The following is a 14,039-nucleotide window of genomic DNA, read 5'->3' on the forward strand; positions in this document are numbered from 1 at the left end:
CCGTTGAGCCATGACGCTTCAGGCTGCCCAGAAGCCCACCGACAGCAGCAAGGCGCTGTACGGCGGCAAGGGCACTCGCCGTATCACCGTGCACGACATCGCCGCCGCCAAGGAGCGCGGCGAGAAGTGGCCCATGCTGACCGCCTACGACGCGATGACCGCGTCCGTCTTCGACGAGGCCGGTATCCCGGTCATGCTCGTCGGCGACTCCATGGGCAACACCCATCTGGGCTACGAGACCACCGTTCCCGTCACGATGGACGAGATGACGCTGCTGTCCGCCGCCGTCGTACGGGGCACCAAGCGCGCCCTCGTCGTCGGCGACCTCCCCTTCGGCTCGTACCAGGAAGGGCCCGTCCAGGCCCTGCGCAACGCCACCCGGCTGGTCAAGGAGGCGGGTGTCGGCGCGGTCAAGCTGGAGGGCGGCGAGCGCTCACTGGCCCAGACCGAGCTGCTGGTCCAGGCCGGCATCCCGGTCATGTCGCACCTGGGTCTGACCCCGCAGTCCGTCAACACCATGGGCTACCGGGTGCAGGGCCGCGGCGACGAGGCCGCGCACCGGCTGATGAACGACGCGAAGGCGGCACAGGATGCCGGCGCGTTCGCGCTCGTCCTGGAGCTCGTACCGGCCGAGGTCGCCGCCGAGGTCACCCGCAGCCTCCACATCCCGACCATCGGCATCGGCGCCGGCCCCGACACGGACGCACAGGTCCTCGTCTGGACCGACATGGCCGGTCTGACGGGCGGGAAGGTGCCGCGCTTCACCAAGCAGTACGCCAATCTCCGCCAGACGCTCGGCGACGCGGCCCGCGAGTTCGCCCAGGACGTCGTCGGCGGCGCGTTCCCGCAGGAGGAGCACACCTTCCACTGACCACTCCCGGTACGGACGACGGCCCGCCGACATCCCCCATCGGCGGGCTGTCGGCGTGCGGGAGACCGCAGAGGGGCCGCGGCGTAGCCTGGAACTGGCACTCGGGGCCGCTCTCTCCGCCTGGAGGCGGATGACCATGACCGGAATCGTTTCCAGGAACTTCGACGCGGCCGACGAGACCCGGCCCTTCGAGGACGGCAAGGGGAAGGTCGCCCTTCTCACCACCGACCAGGGCCTGGTGGGCAGGGCCGTGTTCGAGCCGGGCTGGCAGTGGTCCAAGCACGTCAAGCCCATTGCGGGCACCGAGAGTTGTCAGGCCGCTCACGTCGGGTACGTCATCAGCGGGCAGATGAAGATCGTCATGGACGACGGCGATTCCGTGGACACGGGACCCGGCGACTTCATCTCCGTCGCGCCCGGGCATGACGCGTGGGTGGTGGGGGACGAGCCGTGCGTCGTGCTCGACTGGGCCGGTTTCGGGGACTACGCCAAGCCCGCGTAGCGCTGGCTCCCGCATGGTTTCACGGGACCTGACCTGCCCGTCCCCCGTTGTCGGTGCGGCTGTCACCGGCTTGTCGGTGATCTGTCGGCAGCCTGTCGGTGGCGGCTGGAACCGTGCGGGGCATGACGCGAATCGACAAGAACGCCGTCGAGGTACGAGGCCTCGTAAAGCATTACGGCGAGACGAAGGCGCTGGACGGGGTGGACCTGGACGTGCGCGAGGGCACGGTCCTCGGTGTCCTCGGCCCGAACGGCGCCGGCAAGACCACGCTCGTACGCTGCCTCTCCACCCTCGTCGCCCCGGACGCCGGCCACGCCACGGTCGCCGGCTTCGACGTGGTGAAGCAGCCCAGGCAGCTGCGCCGCACCATCGGGCTAACCGGCCAGTACGCCTCGGTCGACGAGAAGCTCTCCGGCTGGGAGAACCTCTACATGATCGGGCGGCTGCTCGACCTCTCCCGCAAGGACGCCCGCCGCCGGTCCGACGAGCTGCTGGAGCGCTTCTCGCTCACCGAGGCCGCCAAGCGGCCCACGATGCAGTACTCCGGCGGTATGCGGCGCCGGCTCGACCTGGCCGCATCGATGGTCGGGCAGCCGGCCGTGCTGTATCTGGACGAGCCCACGACGGGCCTCGACCCCCGTACCCGTAACGAGGTCTGGGACGAGGTGCAGCGGATGGTCGCGGAGGGGGCGACCGTACTGCTCACCACCCAGTACATGGAGGAGGCCGAGCAGCTCGCGAGCGAGCTCACGGTCATCGACCGCGGACGGGTCATCGCCAGCGGCAAGGTGGACGAGCTCAAGGCCAGGGTCGGCGGCCGCACCCTGCAGATCCGGCCGAGCGACCCGGCGCAGCTGCCCGCGATGGCGCGGGCGCTGGGCGAGTCCGGACTCGACGGCATCGCCGGTGCGACGGTCGTCCCCGACGATGGCCTGCTCTACGTGCCGATCCTCAGTGACGAGCAACTGACCGCCGTGGTCGGCCTGTTGGGCTCGCGCGGCTTCGGTATCGCGCACATCGGCACCCATCTGCCCAGCCTGGACGAAGTGTTCCTGGCGATCACCGGCGAGAAGACACCCGTGTCCGGCACGATTTCCGAGGAGGTCGCCGCATGAGTACGGCAACTGCCACCACCGCTCAAGCGCCCGCGCCCGCCCCGGTGAAGAGCGCGCCGGCCGACGAGGGCCGGATCGGCCTGCGGGCCAATCTGCGGCACATCGGCGCGCTGGTGCGCCGCAACGCCCTGCAGATCAAGCAGGACCCGGAGTCGATGTTCGACGCCCTGCTGATGCCGGTCATCTTCACGCTGCTGTTCGTGTACGTCTTCGGCGGCGCGATCTCCGGCAAGGGCAACCAGCAGGAGTACGTCAACTATGTGATACCCGGCCTGATGGCGATGATGGGCCTGAACATCGCCATGGCCGTCGGCACCGGTGTCAACGACGACTTCAAGAAGGGCGTGATGGACCGCTTCCGGTCCATGCCGATCGCCCGGTCCTCCGTCCTCATCGCCAAGATCGTGGTCGAGGTCGGCCGGATGATGGTCGCCACCACCGTCCTGCTCGCCATGGGCTTCCTGCTCGGCCTGCAGATCCACACCTCGGTCCTCGGCCTGGCCGCGGCGATCGCCCTCTCCATGGCCTTCGGCGCCTCGCTGATGTGGATCTTCATCCTGCTCGGCCTCACCATGAAGACGGCCCAGGCCGTCCAGGGAGTGGCCATGCTCGTACTGATGCCGCTCCAGTTCGGCTCGTCGATCTTCGCCCCGCCGACCACGATGCCCGGCTGGCTGCAGAGCTTCACCGACTACAACCCGCTGTCCAACCTCGCCGACGCCGCCCGGAACCTGATCAACGGCGGTCCGGTCGCCCACTCGGTGTGGATGACGCTCGGCTGGGCGGCGCTGATCACGGCCGTCACGGCACCGCTCGCGGTCGCCAAGTTCCGCAAGAAGACCTGACCGCGGCTGGGTGCCGGACCAGGTGTCATACGAGGGCGGCTGCCTCCTCGACGCTGAGGCGGCCGCCTTCGGCGTATGCGGACTCGTACGCCGCGTCCCCGAGCGCGGCACGTACTGCCGCCTCGGCATCGGCCCTGTTCTCCCGCTCGAACCGGGGCGCGAAATGACCGGGCGGCAGCAGGCCGTCGGACGCCCCGATGATCCGGGCCGCGTCCCGCACGCGCTCCGGTCGGCCCAGGGCCAACGCCCAGGCGGCGGTCACCATGTGCACCGAGGACATCTGCGGAGCGACCATCACGGTCAGCGGGTCCTGCGCCTTGGCCAGCGCGAAGCGCAACCTCTCCAGCGACAGTTCGTAGTCGCCGTCGAGAAGGTCCAGCCAGCCGAGAAAACCCCTCACCATGCCCTCGAAGATCGCGAGGGTTCCGGACTCGAACTGCACCATCAGCAGCTCGACCTCCGCGCGGGCCTCCTGGCGGCGACCGGTCCGGCCCAGCCACAGGGCGAGGAACATCCGGGCGACGGCCAACGGCTCGCTGTTCGCGCCCGCGTGCTCGGCCAGCACCTCACGGATGAGGGCCTCGGCCCGCTCGCCCTCCCCCGTCTCCATGAGGACGCCGGCGAGGCGGGAGCGCAGCACAGCCGTCTGGGCCTGGGCGCCGATCTGCTCGGCGTACTTCAGGGCGGCCGTGAAGTCCTCGGCGGCGAGCGCGTAGGCACCGCTGCGCTCCCGCGCCTCACCGCGCGCGGACAGGGCCTCGGCCGCGCCCCAGAGATCGCCGAGCCGGGTGAAGATCTCCAGCGCCTCGTCGGCGTCGCGGTTCGCGTCGCCCGCCCACTCGCTGCGGTTGGCGAGGACATTGGCCCGCGCCTGGAGAGAGGCGGCGAGCTCCCACTCGTATCCGAACGCGCGGCAGGCCTCGATCGTCCTGTCGAGCAGGTCCTTGAGCTGGCCGGGTTCTCCGGTCATCACGACGGCGAAGAACCAGAGCGAGCCCGGAGGGCGGCACGTCTGCGGCAGGCCGGGCCGGTAAGCCTGGGTGATCCCGCGCAGCCGCTCGGTCTTCTCCGGCGCGGACCAGTTGTCCGTGTCGTAGTCCATGAAGACCAGCCGGATCAGCGCGGCACCGCGCCGCGCCTCCTGCAACAGCTCGGGCGACATGGGCGGCGGCGCGTCCGTGAACCGTTCGGGGATCGGCGGGGCGGGTTCGACGGGCGGCGCGAAGGGGTCGGGGCCGAGCCCGCCCGCGGCATCGGCCCAGTGGCGGGCCTCGGTACGCAGATCCCTCATCTGCCAGTACCAGGACAGGCAGAGGACGAGGCAGAGCGCCTCGTGCTCGTCGCGGGCGGCGACGGCGCGGCGGAGCGCGGTGCGCAGATTCTCGTACTCGAGCTGGAACCGGTCGACAGCGGCGCGCTGCCCGTGGCCGCGCAGGAGGGGGTCGGTGGTACGGGCCAACTCCCGGTAGTGGACGAGGTGCCGGCGCTCGACGGCGGGGCGCTCGGCGGCCTCGCCGAGACGCTCGGCGGCGTACTCGCCGACGGTCTCCAGGAGGCGGTAGCGCATCTCCCCGTCGGGGGCGGGTGCCGCGGTGACGAGGGACTTGTCGATGAGCGACCCGAGGGCGTCGGCGACGTCGAGCCCGCCGCCCGGCTCAGCGCACACTGCCTCGGCGGCGGGCAGGTCGCAGCCTCCGGCGAAGACCGAAAGCCGTCGCAGGACGGCGCGTTCGGGGTCGTCGAGCAGGTCCCAGGACCAGTCGACGACGGCACGCAGTGTCTGCTGGCGGGGCAGTACGGTGCGGCTTCCGCTGGTCAGCAGACGGAAGCGGTCGTCGAGACGGTCGGCGATCTGGCGCGGGGTGAGCATCCGCAGCCGGGCGGCGGCGAGTTCGATGGCGAGCGGGAGGCCGTCGAGGCGGCGGCAGATCTCGGCGGCGGCGTCCGGGTCGGCGTCGATACGGAAGCCCGGCCGGGCGGCCGCGCCGCGGTCGGCGAGCAGCCGCAGCGCCATGGGGTCGGGCAGCGGGTCCACGGGGCGCACCAACTCCCCTGGTACGCCCAGGGGTTCACGGCTGGTGGCCAGGACGGTGAGGCCGGGGCAGCTCTCCAGCAGCCGCTCGGCGAGTTCGGCGGCGGCGCCGATGACGTGTTCGCAGTTGTCGAGGAGCAGGAGCATGCGCCGACGTGAGCAGTGCTCCGTCAGCCGGGCGAGGGCGTTGTCGGCGTACCGCTCGGCGGCCCGCATCTCCTCGGCACCGGCGCCGCGCAGCACGGTCTCGCGGGCGCCGAGGGCGGTGAGGACGGCTTCGGGGACGGTCTCGGGGTCGTCCACGGGCGCGAGCTCGGCGAGCCAGACGCCGTCGGGCCAGGGGTGGTCGGGCAACGGGCTGTCGGCGGCGCGCTCGGCGGCCTCCTGCGAGAGGCGGGTCTTCCCGGCGCCGCCGGGGCCGAGGAGGGTGACGAGCCGGGCGGTGGCGAGGTCGCCGTGGATGGCCGCGATGTCGGCGTCGCGGCCGACGAAGGAGGTGAGCCGGGCGCGCAGGTTGCCGGGGCGGGGGGTACGGGCTTCGGCCGTGTCCTCAATCGCCGAACGGGCTGGATGTTCCAGCCCCGCCGGCGATCGAGGCGCGGGGGCCCGGGGCGAAGCCCTGGTTACGGGAAGGGGCTGGGTGGGGGAAAGCAACTCCCCGTGCAGCGCCCGGAGTTCCGGGCCCGGGTCCGCGCCCAGGCTGTCGGCCAGCAGCCTGCGCACGGCCTCGTACGCCGCCAGCGCCTGCGCCGCCCGGCCCGCGTCCCGCAGCGCGCGGATGCGCAGCACCTGCAGCCGCTCGTCCAGCGGATGCTCCTCGCAGAGCGCGACGAGTTCCGGCAGGGCCTCCTCCGCCCTGCCCAGCGCGAGCGCCGCCCCGAGGCGCGAACGGCGGGCATCCAGGCGGCGGGTGTCCCAGCGTGCCGTCTCGGTCGTACGGTCCGGCAGGTCCGCCAGCACCGGGCCCTGCCAGAGCGCGAGCGCGTCGTCGAGGAGCGTCGCCGCCTTCACCGCGTCGCCCTCCTCCAGCGCCCGCGCCCCCTCCCCCGCCAGCCGGTCGAACCGGTGCAGGTCCACGTCCTCGGCGTCCGCGCACAGCCGGTAGCCGCCGTCCGCCGAGGCCACCGCCGCGTGCCCCAGCGCCCGCCGCAGCCGGCCGACGAGCGCCTGCACCGCGCCCACCGCGTAGGCCGGCGGGTCGCCGTCCCACACCTCGTCGACCAGGACGCCGACCGGGACCGTACGCCCTGGGCGCAGCGCCAGCACGGCCAGCAGCGCACGCAGCCGCGCGCCGCCGAGCGCGACGGGCGTGCCGTCGTCGTGAAGTGCCGAAGTGGTGCCGAGTACCTGATAGCGCACCGGCCCATTGTCCCTGGTGCCGAGCCCGGCCCGCGCAGCAGGAACCAAGGCGCAACCGTGGGACGTTCCCCCCACGTCACCGGTACGGTCGATCCGCACGTTCCGCCACCCCGTCAGGAGCCGCGCCCATGACCACCGACACCACCCGCCACGCCGATCGGCGGATCAGTCCCGTCTTCCTCGGGATCGTCGCCGTCATGGCGGTGACCGGCTGGGCGGTCTGGAGCGACTTCTCGGCCGGCCTGGGCGTGGCGGTGTTCCTCTTCGTCACCTCGGCGTGGGTCGTCTCGCTCTGTCTGCACGAGTACGCGCACGCCCGCACCGCACTCCACGGCGGCGACATCTCGGTCGGCGAGAAGGGCTACCTGACCCTCAATCCGCTCAAGTACACACACGCCCTGCTGAGCATCGTGCTTCCCGTGGTGTTCGTGATCCTGGGCGGCATCGGCCTGCCCGGCGGCGCGGTCTTCATCGAGCGCGGCCGCATCAGGGGCCGTTGGAAGCACAGCCTGATCTCGGCGGCCGGGCCTCTGGCGAACGTCCTGTTCGCGGTCGTGTGCACCGCGCCGTTCTGGCTGAACGCACTGGACGGGGTGCCGCTCGGCTTCCGGTTCGCGCTCGCCTTCCTCGCGCTGCTCCAGGTCACCGCCGCGATCCTGAACTTCCTGCCGGTGCCGGGACTGGACGGCTACGGCGTGATCGAGCCCTGGCTCTCGCACAAGATCCGCCGGCAGGTGGAGCCGTACGCGCCCTTCGGGCTGCTCGCGGTCTTCGGCGTGCTGTTCATCCCGGAGGTGAACTACGCGTTCTTCGACGCGATCAACGCGATTCTCCGGGGGCTGGGCGTCAGTGAGGCGGAGACGTACTGCGGCCAGGACTTCTACCGCTTCTGGCAGACGGGCGGTCCGTGCGAGTCGGTCCTCAACCAGTAGGACCGACGGCCCGGCGCTCCGCCTTCGCCCGGCGCAGGTAGTACCAGGCCATGTTCGACGTGAGCCCGGCGAGAAGCACCCAGACGACCCCGAGCCAGCTGCCCTGCGCGAAGGAGACCACGGCCGCGACGACGGCGAGGGCGCAGACGGTGAGGGAGTACAGAGCGAGGCGGGGCATGGGGTACGGCTCCTGTCGGGGGTACTGATGACGTACGCCGTCCAGTGTCCCCCATCCCCCCGCCGGTCCCGCACGGCGGTTCCTACACGTCGGTTCCTACACGTCGGTTCCTACACGTCGGTTCCTACACGTCGGTTCCTACACGTCGGTTCCTACACGTCGGTTCCTACACGTCGGTTCCTACACGTCGGTGACGCGCAGACCCGCGTGCGCCTTGTAGCGCCGGTTCACCGAGATCAGATTCGCGACCAGCGACTCCACCTGGTGGGCATTGCGCAGCCGCCCCGCGAAGACTCCGCGCATGCCGGGGATACGGCCCGCCAGCGCCTGCACGACATCGGTGTCCGCGCGCACCTCGCCCAGCACCATCACATCCGTGTCGATCTCCTCGATCGACTCGTCCTGCAGCAGCACGGCCGACAGATGGTGGAAGGCCGCGGTCACCCGCGAGTCCGGCAGCAGGGCGGCGGCCTGCTCGGCGGCGCTGCCCTCCTCCGGCTTCAGCGCGTACGCGCCCTGCTTGTCGAAGCCGAGCGGGTTGACACAGTCGACGACGAGCTTGCCCGCGAGCTCCTTCTGCAGCGTCTCAAGGGTCTTGGCGTGACCGTCCCACGGCACGGCCACGATCACGATGTCGCTGCGCCGCGCGCACTCGGCGTTGTCGGCGCCCTCGATACCGAGACCGAGCTCCCCGGCCGCCGTCTCGGCACGCTCCACGGCGCGGGACCCGATGATCACCTTCTGCCCGGCCCTGGCCAGCCGGTACGCGAGCCCGCGCCCCTGGTCCCCGGTGCCGCCGAGGACACCGACGACCAGGCCCGAGACGTCGGGGAGATCCCAGGGATCCTTCGCCGGAGCCTTCGGCGCGGTGCCTGCACTGTCAGTAGAAGTCATGCGCTCGACCTTACTTGCTGGTATGGGCGCCCTGAACGGGTGAGCCGGTGCCAACGGCCGACGCCGGGCCCCGCCGTGGGGCAGGATGCGGGGCCATGGATGCCGTACGCGTCGCCCTGCTCCGCGAAGTCCTGGCCGGTACGCAGTGGCCGGCGGCGACCCGGCGGTTCGCCGGCGTGCTGCGGTCCTCCGTGGTGCCGCAGGGCGGCGGGCTGCTGCTGGTGGGGACCGAGGAGTACGAGCCGTGGCATCTCGCCGCGCATCTCGTGGACGAGGCCGCGTGGTCCGGGCAGCCGGAGCTGAACCCCACGCTCGTACGGCACCGGCCGCGCCCCGGCACCGTGTCCGGCAGCGGCTCCGCCGCGGGCGCCCATCTGGCCGTCGGCCTGGGCCGGCTGCAGGCGGCGCGACGCGGCGAGACGCTGCTGGTGGTGGCGCCGCAGCGGCCGGACGCGGGTCTGCTCGAGCGGGTGCACGACGCGCGGCGGGCGGGGGTGACAGTGCTGGCGCTGGACGGCGGGGACCCGGAGGTGCACGGACTCGCGCACGAGGCGCTCACCGTGCCCGCGGGGGTGGAGTCGGCGGATGTGGACCTGGACACCGTGCAGCATCTGGTCAGCGCGGCGGCCGGCGAGAACAGCCTGCCCGCGCCGCGCGGCCCCCGCCGCTTCCGCGACCGGCTCTCGCGCCTGGCGGACCAGCTGACTTCCCCGCCGCAGATGCGCTGGTAGCGCCGCCTGTCGCCCGGAAATACGGTTACTGCGGGCCACCACCGCCGCCGCGAGGCTCGAGTATCCAGCCCGTCCGGCGATTGAGGACCCGGCCGAAGGCCGTGCGGGCCGCCTACGCAGGGCCGTCGTCAGTCGCGCCCGACGTGTCGTGCCACTTCGGGTCCGTCTCCCACTCCAGATTCCGCTCCTGCGCCGTCTCCATCGCGTGCTCCGCCTCCCCGCGCGACGCGTACGGGCCGAAGCGGTCCTTCGCCGGGCACTCCGGGCCCTCCTCGACCTTCTTGTGCTCCAGGCAGTAGTACCATTCGCCCGGCTTTCCGACCGTGCGCTTCTTGAACAGGGCCATCGTCGGCTCCTTCCTCTCCCGCCATGCTGCCCCATCGCCCCTGGTTAGACTCGCTGACATGTCTGGCCAGTCGCTGCTCGTACCAGGGGAGCTCTCTCCCATCCGCTCAGTCCCGGGAAACATCCGGCGCCCCGAGTACGTCGGGAAGCCCGCCCCGACCCCGTACACCGGGCCGGAGGTCCAGGACTCCGACACCGTCGAGCGGATGCGCATCGCCGGGCGCATCGCCGCGCAGGCGATGGAGGAAGCCGCCAAGCACATCTCGCCCGGCGTGACCACGGACGAACTGGACCGGGTCGCGCACGAGTTCATGTGTGACCACGGCGCCTATCCCTCCACACTCGGCTACCGCGGTTTCCCCAAGTCGCTCTGCTCCTCGGTGAACGAGGTCATCTGTCACGGGATTCCGGACTCCACCGTCCTCAAGGACGGGGACATCGTGAACCTCGACGTCACCGCGTACATCAACGGCGTGCACGGCGACAACAACGCCACCTACCTCTGCGGCGACGTCGACGAGGAGTCGCGGCTGCTGGTGGAGCGGACCCGGGAGTCCCTCAACCGCGCCATCAAGGCGGTCAGGCCGGGCCGCCAGGTCAATGTCATCGGGCGGGTCATCGAGTCGTACGCCAAGCGCTTCGGCTACGGCGTCGTCCGTGACTTCACCGGGCACGGGATCAACTCGTCGTTCCACTCCGGGCTGATCATCCCGCACTATGACGCCGCGCACGCGACCACCGTGATCCAGCCGGGTATGACCTTCACGATCGAGCCGATGCTCACGCTCGGCACGCATGAGTACGACATGTGGGACGACGGCTGGACCGTGGTGACCAAGGACCGGAAGCGGACCGCACAGTTCGAGCACACGCTGCTGGTGACGGAGAGCGGGGCCGAGATTCTCACGTTGCCCTGAGCGTCGAACGGGGTAGGTTTTTACCGACAGGCCGTCGGGAACGCATTGACTTAGGTAAGCCTAACCAGGAAGATCGGTGCTGGCATGTGAGTGCCGTCGCCGTTTCCTTTCCCGTCCCATCGGTCCCTGGTCCCTGGTCCCTGGAGGCCCGCCTTGGATGCCACCGCCACCGGAACGCCGTTCTCGACGCTCATCCGTGTCGCCTCGCACGAGCAGCACACCGAGGCGGAGACCTCGACCTTCATGAGCGATCTGCTCGGTGGCCGGCTCGGTGTGGCTGCGTACGCGCGCTACACCGAGCAGCTGTGGTTCGTGTACCGGGCGCTCGAGGAGGCGGCCGGGTCGTTGCGGGACGACCCGGTGGCCGGGCCGTTCATCCAGCCGGAGCTGATGCGCACCGCCGAGCTGGAGCGCGACCTCGCGCATCTGCGCGGTGCCCACTGGCGCGAGCGTCTCGAGCCGCTGCCCGCCACCGCCGCGTACGCCGCACGGGTCGCCGAGTGCGCCCGCAGCTGGCCCGCGGGGTATGTGGCGCACCACTACACCCGGTACCTCGGGGACCTCTCCGGCGGCCAGATCATCCGCGACAAGGCGGAGCGGACCTGGGGCTTCGCGCGCAAGGGCGACGGGGTGCGGTTCTACGTCTTCGAGGGGATCGCCAACCCGGCGGCGTTCAAGCGCGGTTACCGCGAGCTGCTGGACGCGGTGAACGCCGACGATCTGGAGAAGCAGCGGATCATCGAAGAGTGCAAGCGGGCGTTCGACCTCAACGGGGCGGTGTTCCGGGAGCTGGGCGCGGCCACTGCGTCAGATCAAGGGGGCCCGCTCAGCGCCGCGTAGAGGCGACCGGGACGGGAATAGCGAGCCGCACGCGGCCGCCGATCTCGATCGTGCCGTCGGGGCCGGGGGCGGTCAGGATCTGTGACCCCCGGCCCTGCGTGATGTTCAGCGCCCGGCCGAGCCGCTCGGTGAGCAGCAGCGCCGCCGCCCCGGTCGCCTCGTCCTCGACGATGCCGTCGTCCCGGCGCGGAAAGGCCCTGGCCCGTACGCGCCCGGCGGCCTCGTCCTGCCAGGCCCAGGCGTAGAGCCAGCCCTCGCCGGGCGGCGGGGCGGGCAGCGCGTCGACCTCGGCCACGGATGCGTACTGCTCGAGCCGCCGCGGTGGCGCCCACTCGGCGCGCGCGGTGATCCAGGTGAACTCGCCGTCCTGCCGGACCCACACCTCGCCCGCGGGAGGGTTCACCGCCTCCAGATCGAGCAGCCAGGCGGCGCCTACGAGCGGATGCCCGGCGAAGGGCAGCCGGAGGCCGGGGGTGTAGATGTCGACGACGCCGCGCTCGGGGTCGTCGACGAACACGGTCTCGCTGAAGCCGAGTTCGGCGGCGAGGGCCTGGCGGGACGCCTGGTCGGGGAAGGCGCGGGGGTCGCGTACGACACCGAGGGCGTTGCCGTGGCGGCCGTCGCCACCGCAGAAGACGTGGAGCACGTCGAGTTCGTTCACCCCGGCATTCAAGCATCAAGGTGTCCCGGCCCGCGGCACCCTTGGGCATCGGCCGAACCCACCGCAGCTACTAGCGACGACGGGACCGGGCCCACCGCCCCTGGGCGACACAGGAGACGCCGGCTAATGCGGATCCGCTCCTCCGCGCCGTCCCAACACACCGCGCGGGCACTCGTTCGCGGACGGGCCGGGCGACCCCCACCGCGCACTCGGCACCACCCCAGTACACTCCCCACCACCCGGCGGCTGACCAGGCAGGACATCAAAGTCCGGCTGGAGTACCAGCCGTGGACTTCGCGGCCGGAAGCGCGGGAGTAGTCGCGCCCTGCCGTCCAACCCCGCGGATGCGCTGCTTCCTCGGCCCGCTTGAGGAGACGTTCGTGCTGGATTCCGCTACCGCGCAGTTCATCGAGGCTGTCGGGAAGCTGCCGCCCGACACGCTCGTCGCAGTGTTCGATCACGCACTGCGGCTGCACCGCAGCGGCGGCCGTGAGGCGAGCCGCGCGCTCCGGCTGTCCGCATCGGAGTTCTCCGAGATCGACCACGCGGTCCGTTCGACGCTGCTTCCGCGCGCGGATCAGCTCGATGCGTTCCGCACCGGGCTGCACTCGGACGCCAAAGCTGTGTGCTGCATCGCGGCAAGGGCGATCCGCACACGCGCAAAGTGTGCCGAGGCGCACTACCGCGTGCTGATCGAGCCGTTCGCAGCCGCCGGCGTCGACACCCCTGCTCACCCGGCAACCCCACCGTCCTGATCACCGGTCGCCGTCGCCGCCGGCCGGGTCAGTGCCAGTTCTCGGCCGTGTGGACGAACCAGAGTGCCGCCCGTCCCTCGTTCCGGGAGGCCTCGGCCGCCAGCTCGAACGCGGCAGCGCGATCGTAGGCATCTTCAGAGCTCGTCGCCGGACCAGATGGGGTCTTGACCAGATATCCGCATACGCTGCGCAGCCACGTGGCGTGCGACGACGCCAGCTCACGAAGCGTCGCGGCGTGGGGCGACGCCGCGCGCGCCGGCGTCTCCGGCGGATCGACGCGCGGGGCGCGGTGGAGCCCCGGCCATTCGCGCGCCACCTCGCCGTGGCTGAAGACAGCCACCTTCTGCGCATGCCGAAGGATCATGTAGCCCATCGGGATCCATTCCGCCAGATGCCCGTCGTACTTCTTCGCCGGGTCGGCGAACGCATAGGTGGATCGAGGGCCGCCGAAGATCACGTACTGCGGCCCGGCCTGCTCGCTGTCGAACGGGTCGATGCGGTCCGCCTCGACCGGCGGGTACCGGTAGTGCTCCATACCCACGATGGTGTCAGAGGGCGTTCTGCGAGTTTCAGCGCCCTGGAGAGGGTTGATGGATTGTTGTCCGGTTCGGGGTCTTGCGGTCGGGCGTGGATGCGGTCTGCTGGGAAGCGTGGGCGAGCGTGGCGGCCTGTCGGACAGAGGGCGCACCAGCGACAGCAGGGCGACGTCGACGGCGGAGTACAGCGGGACCACGGTCACGCCCCCGTACGCGGCCCGACCACCGGGACACGCCGGAAACATCCCGGAGCATTCCGGTTCTTATCAATAGCTCCTGTTTTTGGCGAGTTCGGGGCGCATCGCCAGATCCGCGCTCGCGTACACGAGGGGTAAATTCACCCCTGCGGGGTGTCCGGGGCCGGCCCCGGACACACGACAGCTCGGGCCGCCACCGGGTGTGGTGGCGGCCCGGGCTGGGGTTCGTCAGAGGCGATCTCTCAGCCGGAGGACCGCAGGTTGGCTGGTGGCGAGGTCAGCTCCCCGCCCCCTCGACTACCTCCGAGATTGCCTCGTCAGGCGCGGTA

15 protein-coding genes are annotated in these 14,039 nt (G+C 71.2%); 9 read left to right on the forward strand and 6 right to left on the reverse strand.

What is annotated here, in order from left to right; all coding sequences use genetic code 11:
• The first annotated feature begins 10 nt into the window (after window positions 1-10).
• From panB to SLUN_RS11180, 4 genes are all read left to right on the forward strand, one after another.
• Complete coding sequence (panB, locus tag SLUN_RS11165) at window positions 11-871, forward strand: 3-methyl-2-oxobutanoate hydroxymethyltransferase (RefSeq protein ID WP_108148345.1); 861 nt, start codon at window positions 11-13, stop codon at window positions 869-871.
• Between the two features lie 136 nt (window positions 872-1,007).
• Window positions 1,008-1,373: a cupin domain-containing protein gene (locus tag SLUN_RS11170; protein WP_108154668.1), complete on the forward strand. Its 366-nt coding sequence runs from the start codon at window positions 1,008-1,010 to the stop codon at window positions 1,371-1,373.
• Between the two features lie 122 nt (window positions 1,374-1,495).
• On the forward strand, window positions 1,496-2,488 hold the full coding sequence (locus SLUN_RS11175; protein WP_108148346.1) for an ATP-binding cassette domain-containing protein: 993 nt from the start codon (window positions 1,496-1,498) through the stop codon (window positions 2,486-2,488).
• A complete protein-coding gene (locus SLUN_RS11180) occupies window positions 2,485-3,333 on the forward strand; it encodes an ABC transporter permease (RefSeq protein WP_108148347.1) in 849 nt (282 codons plus the stop codon). Before SLUN_RS11175 ends, SLUN_RS11180 begins: the two co-directional genes overlap by 4 nt.
• A gap of 25 nt (window positions 3,334-3,358) precedes the next feature.
• On the opposite strand, the gene SLUN_RS11185 is transcribed toward SLUN_RS11180, so the two are convergent.
• Window positions 3,359-6,724 carry an AfsR/SARP family transcriptional regulator gene (locus SLUN_RS11185; protein ID WP_108148348.1) on the reverse strand — a complete coding sequence of 1,122 codons (3,366 nt, stop codon included), beginning with the start codon at window positions 6,722-6,724 and terminating at the stop codon, window positions 3,359-3,361.
• A gap of 128 nt (window positions 6,725-6,852) precedes the next feature.
• Here SLUN_RS11185 and SLUN_RS11190 point away from each other — a divergent pair, with 128 nt between their 5' ends.
• Window positions 6,853-7,656: a site-2 protease family protein gene (locus SLUN_RS11190; RefSeq protein WP_108148349.1), complete on the forward strand. Its 804-nt coding sequence runs from the start codon at window positions 6,853-6,855 to the stop codon at window positions 7,654-7,656.
• Here SLUN_RS11190 and SLUN_RS11195 read toward each other — a convergent pair.
• The gene (locus SLUN_RS11195; RefSeq protein WP_108148350.1) at window positions 7,646-7,834 is read right to left on the reverse strand and encodes a hypothetical protein; all 189 of its coding nucleotides are present in this window, start codon (window positions 7,832-7,834) and stop codon (window positions 7,646-7,648) included. The two genes, SLUN_RS11190 and SLUN_RS11195, sit on opposite strands and share 11 nt — an antisense overlap.
• 180 nt (window positions 7,835-8,014) lie before the next feature.
• The gene (npdG, locus tag SLUN_RS11200; RefSeq protein ID WP_108148351.1) at window positions 8,015-8,728 is read right to left on the reverse strand and encodes an NADPH-dependent F420 reductase; all 714 of its coding nucleotides are present in this window, start codon (window positions 8,726-8,728) and stop codon (window positions 8,015-8,017) included.
• Window positions 8,729-8,823: 95 nt separating this feature from the next.
• Between npdG and SLUN_RS11205 the strand changes: the two genes are divergently transcribed.
• Complete coding sequence (locus tag SLUN_RS11205) at window positions 8,824-9,459, forward strand: hypothetical protein (RefSeq protein ID WP_108148352.1); 636 nt, start codon at window positions 8,824-8,826, stop codon at window positions 9,457-9,459.
• Window positions 9,460-9,571: 112 nt separating this feature from the next.
• Here the strand turns inward: SLUN_RS11205 and SLUN_RS11210 are convergent, their stop codons facing one another.
• On the reverse strand, window positions 9,572-9,805 hold the full coding sequence (locus SLUN_RS11210; protein ID WP_108148353.1) for a hypothetical protein: 234 nt from the start codon (window positions 9,803-9,805) through the stop codon (window positions 9,572-9,574).
• A 58-nt stretch (window positions 9,806-9,863) separates the two neighbouring features.
• On the opposite strand from SLUN_RS11210, the gene map reads away from it, so the two are divergent.
• The gene (map, locus tag SLUN_RS11215) at window positions 9,864-10,721 is read left to right on the forward strand and encodes a type I methionyl aminopeptidase (RefSeq protein WP_108148354.1); all 858 of its coding nucleotides are present in this window, start codon (window positions 9,864-9,866) and stop codon (window positions 10,719-10,721) included.
• 153 nt (window positions 10,722-10,874) lie between these two features.
• Complete coding sequence (locus tag SLUN_RS11220; RefSeq protein ID WP_108148355.1) at window positions 10,875-11,561, forward strand: biliverdin-producing heme oxygenase; 687 nt, start codon at window positions 10,875-10,877, stop codon at window positions 11,559-11,561.
• On the opposite strand, the gene SLUN_RS11225 is transcribed toward SLUN_RS11220, so the two are convergent.
• Entirely contained in the window at window positions 11,548-12,222 is a 675-nt protein-coding gene (locus tag SLUN_RS11225; RefSeq protein ID WP_108148356.1) for a PhzF family phenazine biosynthesis protein, read from the reverse strand. The genes SLUN_RS11220 and SLUN_RS11225 overlap by 14 nt on opposite strands.
• A 344-nt stretch (window positions 12,223-12,566) precedes the next feature.
• On the opposite strand from SLUN_RS11225, the gene SLUN_RS11230 reads away from it, so the two are divergent.
• Complete coding sequence (locus SLUN_RS11230; protein ID WP_108148357.1) at window positions 12,567-12,977, forward strand: hypothetical protein; 411 nt, start codon at window positions 12,567-12,569, stop codon at window positions 12,975-12,977.
• Between the two features lie 28 nt (window positions 12,978-13,005).
• Here the strand turns inward: SLUN_RS11230 and SLUN_RS11235 are convergent, their stop codons facing one another.
• Complete coding sequence (locus SLUN_RS11235) at window positions 13,006-13,512, reverse strand: hypothetical protein (protein ID WP_108148358.1); 507 nt, start codon at window positions 13,510-13,512, stop codon at window positions 13,006-13,008.
• Between the last annotated feature and the right edge of the window lie 527 nt (window positions 13,513-14,039).

This window comes from Streptomyces lunaelactis, assembly GCF_003054555.1.
Taxonomy (GTDB): domain Bacteria; phylum Actinomycetota; class Actinomycetes; order Streptomycetales; family Streptomycetaceae; genus Streptomyces; species Streptomyces lunaelactis.